We start from the raw sequence: 20486 nt of genomic DNA on the forward strand, positions 1-20486 counted from the left end.
TGATGCGGGATCCGATGTCCGTCCTCACCGACGCCTTCACGGGCTTCCTCTTCGGAAAGGTCGAGACGACCCGTCTGCCGGTGCGCACGTCCACGGGCCAGGCCCAGGCGGTCTACCTCCCGACCGCCGCCCCCGGCCTCGGCGACTCGGGCGTCATCATCGGCCGCGAGGTCTACTCCGGCAAGGGCTACATCTACGACCCCTTCCAGCTCTACGGCCAGCAGCTGCCCGCCCCGCACTGGCTGGTCCTCGGCGAGTCCGGCAACGGCAAGTCGGCCCTGGAGAAGACATACGTCCTCAGGCAGCTACGCTTCCGAGACCGCCAGGTCGTCGTCCTCGACGCCCAGGGCGAGGACGGCGTCGGCGAATGGAACCTGATCGCGCAGGAGCTGGGGATAACCCCCATCCGCCTGGACCCGATGGCTGCCCTGGACATGGGAATCCGCCTCAACCCCCTCGACCCGGCGATCACGACCACCGGTCAGCTGGCCCTTCTGCGCACCATCATCGAGGTGGCGATGGGCCACGGCCTCGACGAACGCTCGGGCTTCGCCCTGAAGGTCGCGCACGCCTACGTCAACGAGACCATCGTCGAACGCCAGCCGGTCCTCACCGACATCGTCGAGCAGCTACGGCACCCCGAACCGGAGTCGGCCGAGGCGATGAACGTCGCCATAGACGATGTACGGGCGTGGGGCCTGGACGTGGCGCTGGTACTTGACCGCCTCGTCGACGGTGACCTGCGCGGTATGTTCGACGGCCCGACGACCGTCGGCATCGACCTGGACGCACCCCTCATCGTGTTCGATTTGTCCCACATCGACCGCAACTCCATCGCCATGCCGATCCTGATGGCGATCGTCGGCGTATGGCTGGAACACACCTGGATCCGCCCCGACCGGAAGAAGCGCATCTTCCTCGTCGAGGAGGCCTGGCACATCATCAACAGCCCCTTCGTGGCACAGCTGTTCCAGCGCCTGCTGAAGTTCGGCCGACGGCTGGGCCTGTCCTTCGTCGCGGTCGTCCACCACCTGTCCGACGTGGTGGACGGTTCGGCGGCGAAGGAGGCAGCGGCCATCCTGAAGATGGCATCGACGCGGACCATCTACGCCCAGAAGGCCGACGAGGCGAGGGCCACGGGACGCGTCCTGGGCCTGCCGCGCTGGGCCGTGGAGATCATCCCCACGCTCACCCCAGGCATCGCGGTGTGGGACGTCAACGGCAATGTCCAGGTCGTCAAACACCTCATCACCGAGACGGAACGCCCGCTGGTCTTCACCGACCGGGCCATGACGGAGTCGTCCGCCGAGCGCGACCTGACCCTCGACGCCCTGCGCGCCGCCGAGTTGGAGGCGGAGGAGCGCGCGGCCGCCTTCGTGGAACAGCACCTGAGCGACTTCGAGGGACCGTCCGAGTCGACGGTGGCGTAGCGGGAGGCTGGACGTGGTGAGACCGGACGACGACAGGCGGGAAGACAGAGCGGGCCGGGCCGGCATCCCGGACGGGCTCCTGATCGGCATACTCGCCTTCCTGCTCGGCATGACCCTGCTGGTGTGGTCGGCCACGGGCCTCGCCGGCTGGTTCGCCAAGGGCGGCTGGCCCGACGGTGTCACCTTCACCCGCACCCCCCTCGCCATGCGCCACCTCATCGGCGAGCCGCACGACCTCCCCGGCGCCTGGCCCGAGACGCCGGCGACCGGGCTCTCCGGATACGGGCTGTTCTGGGGCCTGTTCATCGGCCAGTTGATGGTGCTGTTCGTCCTGACCGTGTTCTCGATGGGAACGTTCGTACGCTGGCGAGCCGTCCGGCAGAAGCGCCGAGCCGCACAGGCCGTCGCGTTCGAGGCGCCCACGCCCGCGACCGGCCCCGTACCCGAGCCGGTGCCGAGCCACCACGAGGTGCCGACCCCGAGAACAGCACCGCCTCAACCGGAACCGGCACAACTCCGCCAGGAAGCCGCACTCACCCCCGAGCCCGCCCCCTCGCCGTTGACCGGCGCGCCGGTCATGGTGGGGGGACAGGAGAAAATCCTGGTGGCCCCACGCGAGACCCGCCAGGCCACCGCGACCCAGGCCGTACGCGACGCGGAAGGCCCGGCCCTCGTCATCACCTCGAACCCGGCCGTCTGGACGGACACGAAGGACGCCCGAGCGAAACTGGGCCCCGTCCTCCTCTACGACCCCGCCCACCTCTGCGACACCCCGGCCCGCCTCCACTGGTCCCCCACCGCCGGCTGCGAGGACAAGCAGACGGCAACAGCCAGGGCCTTCGCGCTCCTCGCCCCGGTCCGCCCGACGGCCAAGCTCGACCAGGCCCTGTCCGCGACAGCCGAAACGCTCCTGCGCAGCTATCTGCACGCCGCCGCGGTCGACGGCCGCACCACCCGCCACGTCCACCGCTGGTCCCAGGGCGCCCAGGTGCAGGACGCGGTCCGTATCCTCCGTACGAACCCCAAGGCGGCCCCCGGCTCCGCGGGGGAACTTGAGGCCGCGCTCACCGCACATCCCGAACGCCGGGACATGGCCCAGGAGTTGACCAGCCGAGCGCTCTCCGCTCTCTTCACGGTCAATATCCGCGAGGCCTGCACTCCCAACCGAACAGATGCCCTCGCCTTGGATTCCTTCGTCCACGAAGGGGGCACGCTTTATGTGGTGGGGGAATCCATCGAGGACCCCAGAACCAACCCAGGCGCGATGCCCCTTCTGACGGCACTCGTCTCAAGCGTGGTCGAGCGCGGCCGGCACATGGCCGAACGGTCATCCTCCGGTCGCCTCGACCCACCACTGACGCTCGTCCTCGACGACGTCGCAGCCGTGGCTCCACTTCCCCAGCTCCCGGAGCTACTGGCCACCGGAACGGAGCGGGGGCTGCCGACGCTGGCCCTGCTCCGCTCCCGGGAACAGGGCCGCGCCCGCTGGCCGCACGACGAACTGCCGGTGTAGCGCCTCAGCTTGCGTCGCGCTCAAGCACGAACTCCAGCTCCAGCTCCCGCTCACCGGCGCTCTTCGCCAGCGGCACGGTCCGCCCGCTGGGCATGAACCCCGCCCTGCGGTAGAACGCCTGAGCCCGCCCGTTGTCCTCGTGCACGATCAATCGCACCCGCTCGACGCCCCGGGCCCACGCCCACTCCAGGCCGGCGTCGAAGAGCACCTCGGTCAGGCCGATCCCCCGGAGCTCGGGCCGTATGAACACCCCGACGACATGGCCCTGCTTCCGCTCGATCGGAAAGCCGGCCCAGTCCGTCGCCCCGGGCTCCTCGATCAGCACGGTCAGGGTCCCCACCCACTCACCGTCCGGCCCCTCGGCAATGAACTGCTGTGTACCCAAGGCGCCCTCGGCACCGCCGGCCGTACGTTCCCGCCAGAAGGAATCAGGGTGAGCCAGCGCCTCCTCGTAGGTCTCCAGGAAGGCGAGATGCGCGGCCGGATCCTGCAGCGCGGCAAGCCGCAGCGCCTTCGCCTCAACCCATTCATCGGCACGTACGGGACGGATCTTGTAGGTCATGTCAGACACGGTAACCGAACGCAGAAAACCCCCGTACCGGTATCCCCGGCCGGGGGTTTTCCCAATGATTGTTCGGCGGCGTCCTACTCTCCCACAGGGTCCCCCCTGCAGTACCATCGGCGCTGTAAGGCTTAGCTTCCGGGTTCGGAATGTAACCGGGCGTTTCCCTCACGCTATAACCACCGAAACACTATGAAACTGTCGAACCTGCCACACCATCACTATCACCGGTAACGGGGCTGTTCGTGGTTTCAGAACCAACACAGTGGACGCGAGCAACTGAGGACAAGCCCTCGGCCTATTAGTACCGGTCACCTCCACCCATTACTGGGCTTCCAGATCCGGCCTATCAACCCAGTCGTCTACTGGGAGCCTTACCCCATCAAGTGGGTGGGAATACTCATCTCGAAGCAGGCTTCCCGCTTAGATGCTTTCAGCGGTTATCCCTCCCGAACGTAGCCAACCAGCCATGCCCTTGGCAGAACAACTGGCACACCAGAGGTTCGTCCGTCCCGGTCCTCTCGTACTAGGGACAGCCCTTCTCAATATTCCTGCGCGCGCAGCGGATAGGGACCGAACTGTCTCACGACGTTCTAAACCCAGCTCGCGTACCGCTTTAATGGGCGAACAGCCCAACCCTTGGGACCGACTCCAGCCCCAGGATGCGACGAGCCGACATCGAGGTGCCAAACCATCCCGTCGATATGGACTCTTGGGGAAGATCAGCCTGTTATCCCCGGGGTACCTTTTATCCGTTGAGCGACGGCGCTTCCACAAGCCACCGCCGGATCACTAGTCCCGACTTTCGTCCCTGCTCGACCCGTCGGTCTCACAGTCAAGCTCCCTTGTGCACTTACACTCAACACCTGATTGCCAACCAGGCTGAGGGAACCTTTGGGCGCCTCCGTTACTCTTTAGGAGGCAACCGCCCCAGTTAAACTACCCATCAGACACTGTCCCTGATCCGGATCACGGACCCAGGTTAGACATCCAGCACGACCAGACTGGTATTTCAACGACGACTCCCCCTGAACTGGCGTCCAGAGTTCACAGTCTCCCAGCTATCCTACACAAGCCGAACCGAACACCAATATCAAACTGTAGTAAAGGTCCCGGGGTCTTTCCGTCCTGCTGCGCGAAACGAGCATCTTTACTCGTAGTGCAATTTCACCGGGCCTATGGTTGAGACAGTCGAGAAGTCGTTACGCCATTCGTGCAGGTCGGAACTTACCCGACAAGGAATTTCGCTACCTTAGGATGGTTATAGTTACCACCGCCGTTTACTGGCGCTTAAGTTCTCAGCTTCGCACGCCCGAAAGCGCACTAACCGGTCCCCTTAACGTTCCAGCACCGGGCAGGCGTCAGTCCGTATACATCGCCTTACGGCTTCGCACGGACCTGTGTTTTTAGTAAACAGTCGCTTCTCGCTGGTCTCTGCGGCCACCCCCAGCTCATGGAGTAAATCCAATCACCAGTGATGGCCCCCTTCTCCCGAAGTTACGGGGGCATTTTGCCGAGTTCCTTAACCATAGTTCACCCGAACGCCTCGGTATTCTCTACCTGACCACCTGAGTCGGTTTAGGGTACGGGCCGCCATGAAACTCGCTAGAGGCTTTTCTCGACAGCATAGGATCATCCACTTCACCACAATCGGCTCGGCATCAGGTCTCAGCCCCATGTGCGACGGATTTACCTACCGCACGGCCTACACCCTTACCCCGGGACAACCACCGCCCGGGCTGGACTACCTTCCTGCGTCACCCCATCACTCACCTACTACAAGTCTGGTCTATCGGCTCCACCACTTTCCATTCCCCGAAGGGTCCGGAACGGCTTCACGGACTTAGCATCGCCTGATTCAATGTTTGACGCTTCACAGCGGGTACCGGAATATCAACCGGTTATCCATCGACTACGCCTGTCGGCCTCGCCTTAGGTCCCGACTTACCCTGGGCAGATCAGCTTGACCCAGGAACCCTTAGTCAATCGGCGCACACGTTTCTCACGTGTGAATCGCTACTCATGCCTGCATTCTCACTCGTGAACCGTCCACCACTGCCTTCCGGCGCGGCTTCACCCGGCACACGACGCTCCCCTACCCATCACAGCCTCCGTTGGGAGTATTGCTGCAATGACACGACTTCGGCGGTACGCTTGAGCCCCGCTACATTGTCGGCGCGGAATCACTAGACCAGTGAGCTATTACGCACTCTTTCAAGGGTGGCTGCTTCTAAGCCAACCTCCTGGTTGTCTGTGCGACTCCACATCCTTTCCCACTTAGCGTACGCTTAGGGGCCTTAGTCGATGCTCTGGGCTGTTTCCCTCTCGACCATGGAGCTTATCCCCCACAGTCTCACTGCCGCGCTCTCACTTACCGGCATTCGGAGTTTGGCTAAGGTCAGTAACCCGGTAGGGCCCATCGCCTATCCAGTGCTCTACCTCCGGCAAGAAACACACGACGCTGCACCTAAATGCATTTCGGGGAGAACCAGCTATCACGGAGTTTGATTGGCCTTTCACCCCTAACCACAGGTCATCCCCCAGGTTTTCAACCCTGGTGGGTTCGGTCCTCCACGAAGTCTTACCTCCGCTTCAACCTGCCCATGGCTAGATCACTCCGCTTCGGGTCTTGAGCGCGCTACTATACCGCCCTATTCGGACTCGCTTTCGCTACGGCTTCCCCACCCGGGTTAACCTCGCAACACACCGCAAACTCGCAGGCTCATTCTTCAAAAGGCACGCAGTCACGAGAATGTGCAAGCACATTCCGACGCTCCCACGGCTTGTAGGCACACGGTTTCAGGTACTATTTCACTCCGCTCCCGCGGTACTTTTCACCATTCCCTCACGGTACTATCCGCTATCGGTCACCAGGGAATATTTAGGCTTAACGGGTGGTCCCGCCAGATTCACACGGGATTTCTCGGGCCCCGTGCTACTTGGGTGTCTCTCAAACGAGCCGTTGACGTTTCGACTACGGGGGTCTTACCCTCTACGCCGGACCTTTCGCATGTCCTTCGCCTACATCAACGGTTTCTGACTCGTCTCACGGCCGGCAGACCGCAAAAGAGAGATCCCACAACCCCGTATACGCAACCCCTGCCGGGTCTCACACGCATACGGTTTGGCCTCATCCGGTTTCGCTCGCCACTACTCCCGGAATCACGGTTGTTTTCTCTTCCTGCGGGTACTGAGATGTTTCACTTCCCCGCGTTCCCTCCACTTGCCCTATGTGTTCAGGCAAGGGTGACAGCCCATGACGACTGCCGGGTTTCCCCATTCGGACACCCCCGGATCAAAGCCTGGTTGACGACTCCCCGGGGCCTATCGTGGCCTCCCACGTCCTTCATCGGTTCCTGGTGCCAAGGCATCCACCGTGCGCCCTTAAAAACTTGGCCACAGATGCTCGCGTCCACTGTGCAGTTCTCAAACAACGACCAGCCACCCACCACCCCGAACCTAAGTCCGAGTGCACTGGGGCCGGCACCGAAGACAGACCATCACGGCCATGCCCTCAGACACCCAACAGCGTGCCCGGCACCCCCACCACCCATGATCAGCTTTCCACGCCCCGAAGAGCAGTACTCACAGCCTGAGATGACCGAAGATGCCGAATAATCAACGTTCCACCCATGAGCAACCAGCACCGGACGTTCGCCGATGAACTGGCCTCTGACCTCACCCCGGAGGGATCGGTAAGAAGTGCTCCTTAGAAAGGAGGTGATCCAGCCGCACCTTCCGGTACGGCTACCTTGTTACGACTTCGTCCCAATCGCCAGTCCCACCTTCGACAGCTCCCTCCCACAAGGGGTTGGGCCACCGGCTTCGGGTGTTACCGACTTTCGTGACGTGACGGGCGGTGTGTACAAGGCCCGGGAACGTATTCACCGCAGCAATGCTGATCTGCGATTACTAGCAACTCCGACTTCATGGGGTCGAGTTGCAGACCCCAATCCGAACTGAGACCGGCTTTTTGAGATTCGCTCCACCTCACGGTATCGCAGCTCATTGTACCGGCCATTGTAGCACGTGTGCAGCCCAAGACATAAGGGGCATGATGACTTGACGTCGTCCCCACCTTCCTCCGAGTTGACCCCGGCGGTCTCCTGTGAGTCCCCATCACCCCGAAGGGCATGCTGGCAACACAGGACAAGGGTTGCGCTCGTTGCGGGACTTAACCCAACATCTCACGACACGAGCTGACGACAGCCATGCACCACCTGTACACCGACCACAAGGGGGGCACCATCTCTGATGCTTTCCGGCGTATGTCAAGCCTTGGTAAGGTTCTTCGCGTTGCGTCGAATTAAGCCACATGCTCCGCTGCTTGTGCGGGCCCCCGTCAATTCCTTTGAGTTTTAGCCTTGCGGCCGTACTCCCCAGGCGGGGAACTTAATGCGTTAGCTGCGGCACCGACGACGTGGAATGTCGCCAACACCTAGTTCCCACCGTTTACGGCGTGGACTACCAGGGTATCTAATCCTGTTCGCTCCCCACGCTTTCGCTCCTCAGCGTCAGTAATGGCCCAGAGATCCGCCTTCGCCACCGGTGTTCCTCCTGATATCTGCGCATTTCACCGCTACACCAGGAATTCCGATCTCCCCTACCACACTCTAGCTAGCCCGTATCGAATGCAGACCCGGGGTTAAGCCCCGGGCTTTCACACCCGACGTGACAAGCCGCCTACGAGCTCTTTACGCCCAATAATTCCGGACAACGCTTGCGCCCTACGTATTACCGCGGCTGCTGGCACGTAGTTAGCCGGCGCTTCTTCTGCAGGTACCGTCACTTTCGCTTCTTCCCTGCTGAAAGAGGTTTACAACCCGAAGGCCGTCATCCCTCACGCGGCGTCGCTGCATCAGGCTTTCGCCCATTGTGCAATATTCCCCACTGCTGCCTCCCGTAGGAGTCTGGGCCGTGTCTCAGTCCCAGTGTGGCCGGTCGCCCTCTCAGGCCGGCTACCCGTCGTCGCCTTGGTGAGCCATTACCTCACCAACAAGCTGATAGGCCGCGGGCTCATCCTTCACCGCCGGAGCTTTCAACCACCACCCATGCGAGTGACAGTGATATCCGGTATTAGACCCCGTTTCCAGGGCTTGTCCCAGAGTGAAGGGCAGATTGCCCACGTGTTACTCACCCGTTCGCCACTAATCCACCCCGAAGGGCTTCATCGTTCGACTTGCATGTGTTAAGCACGCCGCCAGCGTTCGTCCTGAGCCAGGATCAAACTCTCCGTGAATGTTCTCCCGTCATCGGGATGACACCACGAGAGCGGAACAGCCGGGCGGAATAAGCCCAGCCGTTCACAGCGTCCTCGCTGTGTTTTACTTCAAAGGAACCTCGACCACCGGAACAAGTCCGGCGGACGGGGTATCAACATATCTGGCGTTGATTTTTGGCACGCTGTTGAGTTCTCAAGGAACGGACGCTTCCTTTGTACTCACCCTCTCGGGCTTTCCTCCGGGCGCTTCCCTTCGGTCTTGCGTTTCCGACTCTATCAGACCGTTTCCCGATCCGATTTCCTCGGCGCTTTCCAGGATCCCGCTTTCGCGTTTCCCTTTCCGGCGGTCCCGACTCTATCAGATCCTTTCGGGCCTGACTCCCAGTCAGCGGGCTTGTCCTCACGGCCGTTGGGCCGTTCCGACGTCTCAAACCTTAGCGGATTCCTTGGGCGGTTCCTAATCGGGCCGCCCGCCCCAAACCGAATTGAATTTCGGCATGCCGAAATCAATCCCGTTGGGAGGTTGTGCTGATGATTTGAGGTGCCGCTCGTGCGGCGGAGGTGCTGTCGCAGAACCGTTACGGCCCCGTGGCAACCCGAAGAACTTTACGCGTCCCCCAGGGGGCTGTCAACTGCCCCCTGTCAAGATCTTTTCTCTCCGCCTCAGTCCAGGTCGGTGAGACGTCCGCCCGCGTCCGGCTGGGCGTGCTCCACCCTGCGCAGGAGGCGGGTGAGTACCTCGCCGAGGGCGGTGCGCTCCTCCTGGGACAGGTCCTGGAGGAGGTCCTCCTCGAACACCGTGGCGAGGCGCATCGCCTCGAGCCACTTCTCGCGGCCCTCCGCGGTCAGTTCCACGATCACGCGCACACGGTTGGACTCGTCGCGCTCTCGGGTCGCCAGGCCCTCGGCGACCATGCGGTCGATCCGGTGGGTCATCGCGGCCGGCGTCAGCCCGAGGCGCTTGGCGAGGTCGCTCGGGCCCAGGCGGTAAGGGGCGCCGGAGAGGACGAGGGCCTTGAGGACCTCCCACTCGGCGTTACTGATGCCGAGGGCGGCGGTCTGGCGGCCGTAGGCGACGTTCATGCGGCGGTTCAGCCGGGAGAGTGCCGAGACGATCTTCTCGACCTGCGGGTCCAGGTCCCGGAACTCGCGCTGGTACGCGGCGATCTGCTCTTCGAGGGTCGGCTCCGCGACGCCGGGGGTCTGGGCCATGTGCGCAGTATCGCACGGGGCTCGTTGGCATTGAAGTTCTTCTGGATGTACTGTTTACCTTCGAACTTTAGCTTTGAAGTCTTCGGTGCTAAGTACTGAGGTACTCCAACTATCTGAGAGAGGTGAACGTGACCAGGGCGATGGGCGCAGCGATGCGCCGGATCCATGTGGGTAACGCACTCAGCGCGTTCGGGCTCGGCTTCACCGTCCCGTACCTGTACGTCTATGTGGCGCAGGTACGAGGGCTGGGGGCCATGACGGCGGGGCTCGTCCTCGCCGTCTTCGCCGTGGCCGCGCTGATCGTGCTGCCGTTCGCCGGGCGGGCCATCGTCCGGCGCGGTCCGCTACCGGTCCTGCTCGCCGCTCTGGTCACCGCCGCGCTGGGAGCGCTGAGCCTGGGGCTGGCGAGCAGCGCGGCGACCGTGCTGCTGTCGGCGGCGGCCCTCGGGGCCGGGCAGGCCGTGATGCAGCCGGCGCTCGCGACGATGATCGTGGACTGCTCCACGGCCGACACGCGCTCGCGTGCCTTCGCGATGCAGTTCTTCCTGCAGAACCTCGGGCTGGGTGTCGGCGGGCTCATCGGTGGTCATCTGGTCGACACCTCGCGCGTTTCCTCCTTCACGCTGCTGTTCGCGATCGAGGCGGCGATGTTCCTGCTGCTGGCGGTCGTGATGACGACGGTGCGCATGCCGCACTCCCCGCGGATCGAGGACGTACCGGCTCTGTCGGGACGGGGCGGCTGGAAGCAGCTGCTCGGCAATCGGGCCATGGTGCAGCTGTGTGTGCTGGGCTTCGTGCTGTTCTTCGCCTGCTACGGGCAGTTCGAGTCGGGGCTGAGTGCGTACGGGGTCGAGGCCGCCGGGATCTCGACGTCTGCGCTGGGTACGGCGCTGGCCGCCAACACGCTGATGATCGTCGTCGCGCAGTTCGCCGTTCTGAAGTTCGTCGAGCGGCGCCGGCGGTCCCGTGTGATCGCGGCCGTGGGGCTGATCTGGGCCGTCGCGTGGGTCGTGGCGGGATACGCCGGGCTCGGGCACGGCAGCCAGGAGATGGCGACGGCTGCGTTCGTGTCGACGTACGCCCTGTTCGGGCTCGGTGAGGCGATGCTGTCGCCGACCGTCGCTCCGCTGGTCGCCGATCTTGCGCCGAGTGGGATGGCCGGGCAGTACAACTCCGCTTTCGCCCTGGTGAAGCAGCTCGCGCTGGCCGTCGGGCCGGCGGTCGGTGGGCCGATGGGGGCCTCGCTGCAGGCGCCGTACATCGTGACCTTCCTGTTGTTCTCGCTGGGGATCACCTACCTCGCCGTACGGCTGGGTCGGCAGCTCACCGCCGTACAGGACCGGCCGTGGATGGGCCGGAGCCGGGTGGTTGCGCGGGGCGGGGCGTCCGCGGAGTCGGTGGCCGCGCAGCCGTAGGGCCGGTCAGCCGGAGGTCTTCGGGAGAACGAACTCGCACCAGACCGCCTTTCCGCCGCCCGGTGTGCGGCGGGAGCCCCAGTTCGAGGCGATCGTCGCCACGATCGCGATGCCTCTGCCGGATTCGTCGGCCGGTTCCGCGCGGCGACGGCGGGGGAGGTGGTCGTCGCCGTCGGTCACCTCGACGATCAGGCGGCGGTCGGTGCGGCGCAGGCGCAGGCGCATGGGCGGGGTGCCGTGCTGGAGGGAGTTGGCGACCAGTTCGCTGGCGGCGAGGACCCCCAGGTCGTGCAGGTCCGCCGGGAAGCGCCAGCTCGTCAGCACGCCGGAGGCGAACGCACGCGCGCGTGGGGCCGCTTCGATGCCGCCGAGGAGCTCCAGGGCCGCGTTGCGGAACAGGTCGCTGTCCGGGCCGGTGCGGGCCGGGTGCTGGAGAACGAGGACGGCGACGTCGTCGTCGTGGTCCGCCGTGACGCCCGCGGAGCGGACCAGGCGGTCGCAGACGACCTGGGGCGTGCCGGTCGCGCCCGACAGGGCTCGGGCCAGGGATGCGATGCCCTCGTCGAGGTCCTCGTTCCTGCGTTCCACCAGGCCGTCCGTGTAGAGCACCGCCGTGGAGCCGGGGCTCAGGGGGATCGAGCCCGATGTGTGCATCCAGCCGCCGGTACCGAGCGGCGGGCCGGTCGGTTCGTCGGCGCGCTGGACCGCTCCGCTCTCGTCCCGGACGAGGATCGGGAGGTGTCCGGCGGAGGCGTACACGAGGCGGCCCTCGTTCGGGTCGTGGATGGCGTACACGCACGTGGCGATCTGGTTGGCGTCGATCTCGATGGCGAGGCCGTCGAGGAGCTGGAGGACCTCGTGCGGGGGGAGGTCGAGGCGGGCGTACGCGCGGACCGCCGTGCGCAGCTGGCCCATGACGGCTGCGGCCCGGACGCCTCTGCCCATGACATCGCCGATGACCAGGGCCGTGCGGCCGCCGCCGAGGGTGATGACGTCGTACCAGTCGCCGCCGACCGCCGCTTCCGTGCCACCGGGCTGGTAGGTGGCGGCGATACGCAGGTCGTCGGGTTCCTCCAGCTCCTGAGGGAGCAGCGAATGCTGGAGCGTGACGGCCGTTTCGCGCTGCTGCCGCTCGCTGGCGCGGAGGCGTTCGGCGGCTTCGGCATGGTCGGTGACGTCCGTCGCGAAGACGAGCACGCCCGCGTGGTCGCCCTCGGTGACCGGGGTGCAGGTGAACGTGTAGGAGCGGCCGTCGGAGGCCTTGCGGGACTTGAGGGTGCGGGGCTTGCGGCTGCGCAGGACCTGGTCGAGGAGCGGGAGCAGGCCCAGTTCGTCGAGTTCCGGGAGGGACTCGCGGGTGGGTTCGCCGAGCGGGCGCAGGCCGAAGGCGCCCACATAGGCGTCGTTGACGTAGGCGACGCGGTGGTCCGGGCCGTGGACCAGGGCCACGAGAGCCGGGACGCGGTCCAGGACCTCGCGGACGGGGAGTGCGTCGACGGCGGGTACGGGTGCGGGCTCGTCGGTGAGCTGTTCGGCGCGGGCCGCGGGGACGGAGCTCGCGGTCTCGGCCGGCCGGTCGGGGGCGACCGTGTGATCGGTCCGCGCTGCGGCGCGGCGCTGCGTTCCGGGGAGCCGGGCGCTCCAGCGCGTGAAGTTCACGAATCCTTGCCTCGTGTCGTCGTCTTCGGCGTCTTCGGCGTCTTCGGCCGACTCCGGACCCGGCCGGAAGGCTGGGGCGTGATGCCCCCGGGATGCAGCACGGTGGGGAGAGCCTCTTGGGTTCGAGAGCGAGCTTCTGCTCACCCTGGGGGCGGGGATCAGTTAGGCAGTGTGGCCTACCGGGGCGACATCCGTCAGACGCCTACCCGGTCGGTGGAGTTCCTCGGTTCGGTCAGGACGACCCCTTCGGGTCGGTAGGAGGCTTTCCACCGGCCGCGAGTTCGAACTCCGCTCGGGGATGTTCGAGCGAGCCGAGTGAGACGATCTCCCGCTTGAAGAGTCCCGACAGCGTCCATTCGGCAAGGACACGGGCCTTGCGGTTGAAGGTGGGCACCCTGCTGAGGTGGTAGACGCGGTGCATGAACCAGGCAGGGTAGCCCTTCAGCTTGCGCCCGTAGACGTGGGCGACGCCCTTGTGGAGGCCGAGGGAGGCGACCGAGCCGACGTATTTGTGGGAGTACGTCTTCAGGGGCTCGTCGCGCAGGGCGTGGGCGATGTTGTCGGCGAGGAGCTTGGCCTGACGGACGGCGTGCTGGGCGTTCGGGGCCGTCTCCGTGCCGGGTTCGTCGGCGGTGACGTCGGGGACGGCTGCCGCGTCTCCTGCCGCCCACGCGTGCGTGGCGCCGTCGATCGTCAGCTGGGGAGTGCATTTCAGCCGGCCCCGTCCGGTGAGCGGGAGGTCGGTGGCGGCGAGGAGCGGGCTGGGTTTCACGCCGGCCGTCCAGACGACCGTCCGGGTCGGGAGGCGGGCGCCGTCGCTGAGGACGGCGACCCGGTCCGCGCAGGACTCCAGGCGCGTGTGCAGGCGTACGTCGACGTTGCGGCGGCGCAGCTCGGTGACCGTGTAGCGGCCCATCTCCTCGCCGACCTCGGGCAGGATGCGGTCCGAGGCCTCCACGAGGATCCACTTCATGTCCTCGGGCTGGATGTTGTGGTAGTAGCGGGCCGCGTAGCGCGCCATGTCCTCGAGTTCGCCGAGCGCCTCGACCCCGGCGAACCCGCCGCCGACGAAGACGAAGGTCAGCGCCGCGTCGCGGATCTCGGGGTCGCGGGTGGAGGAGGCGATGTCCATCTGCTCGATGACGTGGTTGCGCAGGCCGATGGCCTCCTCGACCGACTTGAAACCGATGCCGTGGTCGGCGAGACCGGGGATCGGGAGGGTGCGCGAGATCGAGCCGGGGGCCAGGACGAGTTCGTCGTACGTCAGCTGCTCCGGGCCCGCGCCCTCCTCCTCGGTGGCGAGGGTGGTGAGGACGGCGGTGCGCTTGGCGTGGTCGATCGACCGGACCTCGCCGATGACGACATGGCACTGGTCCAGGACGCGGCGCAGCGGTACGACGACATGGCGGGGGGAAATGGCGCCGGCCGCCGCTTCGGGAAGGAATGGCTGATAGGTCATGTACGGGTCGGGAGTGACGACTGTGATCTCGACCTGGCCCCGCCTGAGTTCCTGTTTCAGCGTCCGCTGCAGGCGCAGGGCCGTGTACATCCCGACGTAGCCGCCGCCGACAACGAGAATGCGCGCACGTTGCTTCACCATCCCATGACGCACCCGGCGCCGGAGTTTGTCCACAGCCCCGACAATTTGAGTGACCGCGTGCCCAGGACGCCCAGGGTTGGCCGAATTGCCCGAGTGTTCGGAAGGATTGCAGGTCAGCGGCTGTGTGCCCGGTGACCTTGGGTGATGGAATCGGGACGTAAGCGACCCGTACTCCGATCGGGGGGCGCTCCGTGCGGAACCTGCCCCTTCTGAATTGACCCTCGCTCAACTATGTTCGTGTGTCGACGGGGTGTAGGGGGATGCGCTCATCGCTCATCGTGTCCGCGACAGAGGGGCCGGTGAACCGGGCCTGTTCCCACGCCCTGGCAACCATTGAATGGCGGGGAGAGTCTCCGGGGGGAGACGTCATTACCGGGGGAACACTTATGCATGTTCAGGACTCTCATTGGTCGTCCGCGTCAGCACTGACATCGGGCGGCATCGTGAGCGCGGCGACGAGCAACGGACGCGGGGACACCTCGCGTACGACTCCGCTGCGCGTGGACGCACAGCGCAATCTGGAGCACGTCCTGCGCGCGGCGCGGGAGGTCTTCGGCGAGCTGGGGTACGGCGCGCCGATGGAGGATGTGGCACGGCGGGCGCGGGTGGGTGTGGGCACCGTGTACCGGCGGTTCCCGAGCAAGGACGTCCTGGTGCGGCGAATAGCCGAGGAGGAGACCTCGCGGCTGACCGACCAGGCCCGCTCGGCTCTCGGCCAGGAGGACGAGCCGTGGTCGGCGCTCTCGCGCTTCCTGCGGACGTCGGTGGCCTCGGGCGCCGGACGGCTGCTGCCGCCGCAGGTGCTGCGCGTCCCGGTCTCCGGCGAGCAGGCCGACGGCACGGTGTTCGACGAGGCCCGGGTGCCGCAGCAGCGGACGCAGCCGGGTTCCGGGGAGCTGCGTCTGGTCGCCGACGGAGTACCGGGCATCTCGGCGGACGACGACACGGGCGCGGCGGCGCTGCTGGAGGTCGTGGGCCAGCTCGTCGAGCGGGCGCGCGCGGCCGGTCAGCTGCGGCCCGACGTGTCGGTGTCGGACGTACTGCTGGTCATCGCGACGGCGGCGCCCTCGCTTCCGGACGCGGCACAGCAGGCGGCGGCCTCGGCACGGCTGCTGGACATCCTGCTGGAGGGGTTGCGCTCGCGGCCGGCCTGAGTGGTCCGTGCCCGCGGGCGGACCGGCCACCGTCGTGGGGCGTGGGCGCTGCGCGGCGCGCGCCCGGCGTGAGCCGGGAAGCGCCGGGAACACGCCGGACGCCGGGAATGCATCGGAAGCCGGGAATGCGCGGGACATTTCCGGCACGCGGCTCAACTTCCGTGCGGTGAGCCGTAATTGAGCCTTCCCCGAATGAGCGATGGCTAGTACTACCGCACGACAAGTCCCCACGGACGAGTGGATGGTCCGCACTGCGAGGTCCTGAACAAAAGCCAATATGGCACTCTGACCCGGTGTTCGGGACTGGTTGGGCAGGCAGCGGGGGCTTTCCGCGATGAGCTTTGACGGGCGGGACGAGTCGCCGGGCGACGGCGACTCGGAGGCCGGCGGTCCGCCGCAGGTGCCGAGTCAGGGAGGACGGGCGGGCGTCCCGCGGGGCGGCGGCCGCGCCGAGACCGTCGTCCCGCAGCAGGGCGGCGAACCGGTCGAGCCCGTCGAGGGCACTGTCCCGGCACAGCGCGATCGCCGGGAGGACGGCGTACTGCCGCCGCCCCGGGATCTGCCCCCGTCCGACGCCGAGCTGATCGTGCGGATGCGCTCCGGCGACGACACCGCCTACGAGGAGCTGTACCGGCGCCACGCGGGCGCGGTGCGCCGGTATGCCCGCACCTGCTGCCGCGACGCCCACACCGCTGACGACCTCACGGCCGAGGTCTTCGCCCGGATGCTCCAGGCGGTGCGCGGCGGCCACGGCCCCGAGCAGTCCGTACGCGCCTATCTGCTCACCACCGTCCGGCGCGTGGCCGCGAGCTGGACGAAGTCCGCCAAGCGGGAGCAACTGGTCGACGACTTCGCGGTGTTCGCCGCGCAGGCGGCGCGATCCTCCGAAACGACCGCCGACACCGCGTCCCTCGGCTCCTTCGGAGCGGGTCTGGACCTCGGGGCCGATGTGCGCGCGATGCACGAGGCCGAGCAGTCCATGGCCATGCAGGCCTTCCTGTCGCTGCCGGAGCGCTGGCAGGCCGTGCTGTGGCACACCGAGGTCGAGGACGAGTCGCCGAGCGAGGTCGCCACGCTCTTCGGGCTGGACGCCAACGGCACGCGGGTGCTGGCCAGTCGCGCCCGTGAGGGCCTCAAACAGGCCTACCTCCAGGCCCACGTCAGCGCCACGCTCGCCGGCGACGAGGAGTGCGCGCGCTTCGCCGACCGGCTCGGCGCCTACACCCGCGGCGGACTGCGCACACGGGCCGAGCGGGGGCTGCGCAAGCACCTGGAGGAGTGCGCCAAGTGCCGGCTGGCCGCGGGCCAGATCAAGGAAGTCGCCAACGGCATCCCCGGCGTCGTGCCGGTCGCGGTCATCGGCTGGTTCGGTGCCGCCGGGTACGCCAAGGTGGCCGCTCTCATCGCCGGCGGCACCGGAGCAAGTGCCGCGGGGGCTGCCGCGGCCGCGAGCGGCAGCTCGTCCGGCGGGGCGGGTGCCGGTGGCGCGGCGGTCTCCGAGGGACTGGGGGCGCCCGCGAAGGCCGGTATCGCCGCCGGTGTCGTCGTCGCGGCGGGCGTGGCGGTGGCCCTCGCGCTGTCGGGGAGCGACACCCCGGCCAGGAAGCCGGACGCCAAGGCCCCCGCCTCGACACCGGCCGTCCGCCCGGAGTCGCCGAAGCCGACGCCGACGCCGACGCCCGCGAAGACGCATCCCGCGCCGAAGCAGCCGGTGATCGTGCCCGTAAGGGCCGTCACGCCGAAGCCGGCCCCGACCCCCACACCCCGGCCGAAGCCCACACCGACTCCGGCTCCCACCCCGACCCCCAGGCCGAAGCCGACCCCGAAGCCCACCCCCACACCGGCCCCGCCTCCCCCGCCCGCGCCGGTCGTCTACCAGTGGAGCGAGCTGGCCTACGACATCACGGGCGACGGCACGCGACCCGAGATGCGGCTCGGCGGGAGCAGCTGGGTGTGGCAGCGGTACGGCCTGTCGATCGCCGGCAAGACCTACGCCCACGGCGTGACCGTGCACGGCCGGTCCTCCGTCGCTGTCGACCTCAACCGCACCTGCTCCGCCTACGACGCCATGGTCGGCATCGACGATCTGACCCTGGGGCTGGGGAGGGTCTCCTTCTCCGTGTACGCCGACGGCGTCCGGCTGTGGAAGTCCGCGACGATCCAGGGCGGCGACCCGGCGGTGCCGGTCCATGTGAACCTGGCCGGGCGCAAGAGCGTACGGCTCGTCGTGGAGCCGCGCACCGACTTCGACTCCGTGACGCTCGCGGACTGGGCCGATTCGAGGTTCACCTGCTCGTAGCGGACCGCGGTCGGCAAACGCCCGACGGGCTGAGATTCGGCCTGGGTTTCCTCACCCGCCCGAAGCCAGCGCCCCCCTCTTGGGTGTGATCCCCCCCGGTACCGCCCTCTGGCGGGCCGGGGTGCCCGTCCAGCAGGTGCCTCGGCGGGCCAGGAGGCGGCGGAGCCAGAGTTCCAGCGAGACCAGGTCCGCCAGGCCGTCGAGCGGGAGGGGTTCGCCTTCGGCGGCGGCGCGCAGGGCCTTGCGGACGACTCGTGCCTCCACCAGGCCCGCCTCCGCCAGCAGTGGTGTCCCGAACAGGTCCATCAGGGAGTCGGCGGCGACGCGGAGGCCGGTGCGGGCCGCCACCGCTGCCGAGGCGTGGGAGGGGGCGCCCCAGCCCGGTGGGAGGTCGCGGACGCCCGCGCCCTCCAGGACGGTGCGCAGGATGGCGGCACGCGCGCCCGGCTGGACGCGCAGGGCCTCGGGGAGAACTCGGCAGGCGCGTACGACCTGGTTGTCGAGGAAGGGGGCGTGCAGACGCTGGGAGCGGACCTCGGCTGCCTGTTCCAGGATGCGGAGGTCCGCGGCATGGCGGGCCAGGGCCGCACGCGCGCGGTAGTCGCCGGGACGCTGGCCCGGGCCCACGCCCGAGCGGCTCGTCGACGCCTGCAGGCGAACCGATACTTCCGCGAGGGCCTCGCCGGTGAGCCAGCGAGCCGCAGGGCCGGGTCTGGCCCAGGTGAGGGCGGCCAGGGAAGCACCTACGGCGCCCCCGGGCTCGTCGAAACGGCGCTGCAGGAGGCGTTCGGCGAGCAGTTCGAGGCCCTCCCTGTACGGCGTCCGCGCCAGCTTCCTGGCCGCGCCGTACACGCGCGCGGGGACCATCACCGAGCCGTCCGCCTTCGCGAGTGCCGCGACGGGCCGGACCAGGTGGCGGCGTTTGCGGTCCATCAGGAGGTCGGCCAGGCGGGCCGGGTGGGCGTCCAGGACCTGGCGGGCGCCGTAGCCCGTGAAGTGGTCCGCGCTGCCCGAGGCGAGGCGGGCGCGGTGGCGGGCGGCGGTCACCAGGGATGGGCCGGGTTCGTCGGTCAGCGGGCCGTCCAGTTCGGCGTACGGCAGGGCCTCCTCGCCGCCGGTCACCACCACGTGGTGCAGGCGCGGGTTGGCGGCGAGCGATCCCGCCCGCTGCAGTTCGGCCTCCCGGCCGCCGACCGCCAGATCGTTGAAGGTGACCGCCAGCAGGCGTTCGCCCGCGCCCGTACCGTGGCCCAGGACCGTGCCCGGCATGCCGGGCAGTCCGGCGGCGAGCAGGGCGAGCGTGCCCGAGGCCGGCCCGCCGGAGAGGTCCGCGCCGATGCCCGCGACCGGCATCCCGCGCGCGGCGCGGCGCTCGGCCGGCCCCATCCCGGGCACCGGGCCGGGGTCTATGTCGGCCCCCGGGACATGTCTGGGCGCGGACAAGCGCGCGCGTACCGCCTCCACCAGTGCGTCGCGCACCGCGTCGACCGCACTGTCCGGGTCGGCCGACGGCGCCGCCACCGCGAGGGAGGCGACCGGGTCGTAGCCGGCGATCTCGCGCGCTCCGGCGCGCAGGATCAGGGTGTGCCCCGGTGGGATGCGCCGTACGCCGTCGTAGGGCGTGGAGTCGTGCAGCGCGGCCGGTACGTCGGGGGCGGCGAGAAGCGCGGCGAGGTGGCCGAAGTCGAGGTTGGCCTCGATGAGGTCGGCGAGGGGGAGGGCCGCCGTGGCGTAGGCCGTGCCGCCCGCCCAAGGGGTGTAGAAGACCGGGCGGGCGCCCGCGAGGTCGCCGCAGACGGTGACCCGGCGGCCGGCCTTGACGACCGCGGTGTAGCTGCCAGGCCAGGCCGTGAGGTGACGAAGTGCGCCTCCGCGCGCGGCGAACAGCCCGACCCGCAGCTCCTCGTCGGACGCCCCGCACGTGCCCAGGACCGCTATCCGGGTCTGCGCGTCGGCGATCACCACCCGCACCTCGTCGGGGCGCCAGTCGCCGACCGCCCAGAGCGGATCGGGGTCACCCCACAGCAGCTGGGAACCCACCGGGTGGACGGTCTCGCCGTCGCTTCCGGTGGCCCCCGCGGTACCCGTCCCGGGAGTCACCGCGGCGGTGCTGCTCCATCCCACCAACCACCGCATCGACGCCTCCACAGGCTGTGGACAACCAGTGCACCGTACGAACTGGTTCCCCATGCTGCCATGAAGGGCGCACGCTGGAGGGAGGGTGGAGCCGCTTACGACCCCTGGAACGCGCCGTGGCGCTCAAGCGTCCTGGAGGGCGAACACCCGTACCCGGCAAGGCGTCTGCGACGCGAATGCGCCCCCGAAACGCTCCCCGAAAACGTCCTTCGCGCCCTCAAGTCCCATGGTGGGAGCGGTAATTACCCGGCGGACCGAGGGGCGGTTTTCGGCCAAATCGGAGAG

At 67.6% G+C, this 20486-nt stretch carries 10 protein-coding genes and 3 rRNA genes; 5 read left to right on the plus strand and 8 right to left on the minus strand.

The features are described from left to right. Positions 1-2: 2 nt before the first annotated feature. Both OOK07_RS20035 and OOK07_RS20040 read left to right on the plus strand, forming a co-directional pair. Positions 3-1430: an ATP-binding protein gene (locus tag OOK07_RS20035; protein ID WP_266682224.1), complete on the plus strand. Its 1428-nt coding sequence runs from the start codon at positions 3-5 to the stop codon at positions 1428-1430. Between the two features lie 16 nt (positions 1431-1446). Further along, positions 1447-2943 (plus strand): TraM recognition domain-containing protein, encoded by a 1497-nt coding sequence (locus tag OOK07_RS20040; RefSeq protein WP_266801987.1) that lies wholly within the window; start codon positions 1447-1449, stop codon positions 2941-2943. 4 nt (positions 2944-2947) lie between these two features. On the opposite strand, the gene OOK07_RS20045 is transcribed toward OOK07_RS20040, so the two are convergent. The 5 genes from OOK07_RS20045 to OOK07_RS20065 all read right to left on the minus strand — a co-directional run bounded on the left by OOK07_RS20045 (position 2948) and on the right by OOK07_RS20065 (position 9938). After that, positions 2948-3505, minus strand: a complete 558-nt coding sequence (locus OOK07_RS20045) for a GNAT family N-acetyltransferase (protein ID WP_266682226.1) — start codon at positions 3503-3505, stop codon at positions 2948-2950. Between the two features lie 70 nt (positions 3506-3575). Further along, a 5S ribosomal RNA gene (gene rrf, locus OOK07_RS20050) occupies positions 3576-3692 on the minus strand. 94 nt (positions 3693-3786) lie between these two features. After that, positions 3787-6903, minus strand: a 23S ribosomal RNA gene (locus OOK07_RS20055). Between the two features lie 315 nt (positions 6904-7218). Continuing rightward, positions 7219-8744, minus strand: a 16S ribosomal RNA gene (locus OOK07_RS20060). The 16S, 23S and 5S rRNA genes sit together here, the layout of an rRNA operon. Before the next feature lie 645 nt (positions 8745-9389). Beyond that, on the minus strand, positions 9390-9938 hold the full coding sequence (locus OOK07_RS20065) for a MarR family winged helix-turn-helix transcriptional regulator (RefSeq protein WP_266682228.1): 549 nt from the start codon (positions 9936-9938) through the stop codon (positions 9390-9392). Between the two features lie 140 nt (positions 9939-10078). Between OOK07_RS20065 and OOK07_RS20070 the strand changes: the two genes are divergently transcribed. Next, on the plus strand, positions 10079-11353 hold the full coding sequence (locus OOK07_RS20070; RefSeq protein ID WP_266801988.1) for an MFS transporter: 1275 nt from the start codon (positions 10079-10081) through the stop codon (positions 11351-11353). A gap of 6 nt (positions 11354-11359) precedes the next feature. Here the strand turns inward: OOK07_RS20070 and OOK07_RS20075 are convergent, their stop codons facing one another. Together OOK07_RS20075 and OOK07_RS20080 are read right to left on the minus strand one after the other, a co-directional pair. Next, positions 11360-13012 carry an ATP-binding SpoIIE family protein phosphatase gene (locus OOK07_RS20075; protein ID WP_266797757.1) on the minus strand — a complete coding sequence of 551 codons (1653 nt, stop codon included), beginning with the start codon at positions 13010-13012 and terminating at the stop codon, positions 11360-11362. A 232-nt stretch (positions 13013-13244) separates the two neighbouring features. Continuing rightward, on the minus strand, positions 13245-14612 hold the full coding sequence (locus tag OOK07_RS20080) for an NAD(P)/FAD-dependent oxidoreductase (RefSeq protein ID WP_266682232.1): 1368 nt from the start codon (positions 14610-14612) through the stop codon (positions 13245-13247). 386 nt (positions 14613-14998) lie between these two features. On the opposite strand from OOK07_RS20080, the gene OOK07_RS20085 reads away from it, so the two are divergent. Together OOK07_RS20085 and OOK07_RS20090 are read left to right on the plus strand one after the other, a co-directional pair. Continuing rightward, the gene (locus OOK07_RS20085; RefSeq protein ID WP_266682234.1) at positions 14999-15766 is read left to right on the plus strand and encodes a TetR/AcrR family transcriptional regulator; all 768 of its coding nucleotides are present in this window, start codon (positions 14999-15001) and stop codon (positions 15764-15766) included. Between the two features lie 334 nt (positions 15767-16100). Next, the gene (locus tag OOK07_RS20090; RefSeq protein ID WP_266797758.1) at positions 16101-18065 is read left to right on the plus strand and encodes a sigma-70 family RNA polymerase sigma factor; all 1965 of its coding nucleotides are present in this window, start codon (positions 16101-16103) and stop codon (positions 18063-18065) included. A 51-nt stretch (positions 18066-18116) separates the two neighbouring features. On the opposite strand, the gene OOK07_RS20095 is transcribed toward OOK07_RS20090, so the two are convergent. Beyond that, positions 18117-20201, minus strand: a complete 2085-nt coding sequence (locus OOK07_RS20095; protein ID WP_266682238.1) for an asparagine synthase-related protein — start codon at positions 20199-20201, stop codon at positions 18117-18119. Positions 20202-20486 lie beyond the last annotated feature (285 nt).

Origin of the sequence: Streptomyces sp. NBC_00078 (assembly GCF_026343335.1) — a bacterium.
In the GTDB taxonomy this organism is placed as follows: domain Bacteria; phylum Actinomycetota; class Actinomycetes; order Streptomycetales; family Streptomycetaceae; genus Streptomyces.

What these genes read in the sequence shown, in the direction of transcription:
- OOK07_RS20080 (WP_266682232.1), bottom strand. Translation starts at nt 14,612, where the DNA reads ATGGTGAAGCAACGTGCGCGCATTCTCGTTGTCGGCGGCGGCTACGTC.
- OOK07_RS20065 (WP_266682228.1), bottom strand. Translation starts at nt 9,938, where the DNA reads ATGGCCCAGACCCCCGGCGTCGCGGAGCCGACCCTCGAAGAGCAGATC.
- OOK07_RS20090 (WP_266797758.1), top strand. Translation starts at nt 16,101, where the DNA reads ATGAGCTTTGACGGGCGGGACGAGTCGCCGGGCGACGGCGACTCGGAG.
- OOK07_RS20070 (WP_266801988.1), top strand. Translation starts at nt 10,079, where the DNA reads ATGGGCGCAGCGATGCGCCGGATCCATGTGGGTAACGCACTCAGCGCG.
- OOK07_RS20045 (WP_266682226.1), bottom strand. Translation starts at nt 3,505, where the DNA reads ATGACCTACAAGATCCGTCCCGTACGTGCCGATGAATGGGTTGAGGCG.
- OOK07_RS20035 (WP_266682224.1), top strand. Translation starts at nt 3, where the DNA reads ATGCGGGATCCGATGTCCGTCCTCACCGACGCCTTCACGGGCTTCCTC.
- OOK07_RS20095 (WP_266682238.1), bottom strand. Translation starts at nt 20,201, where the DNA reads ATGCGGTGGTTGGTGGGATGGAGCAGCACCGCCGCGGTGACTCCCGGG.
- OOK07_RS20085 (WP_266682234.1), top strand. Translation starts at nt 14,999, where the DNA reads ATGCATGTTCAGGACTCTCATTGGTCGTCCGCGTCAGCACTGACATCG.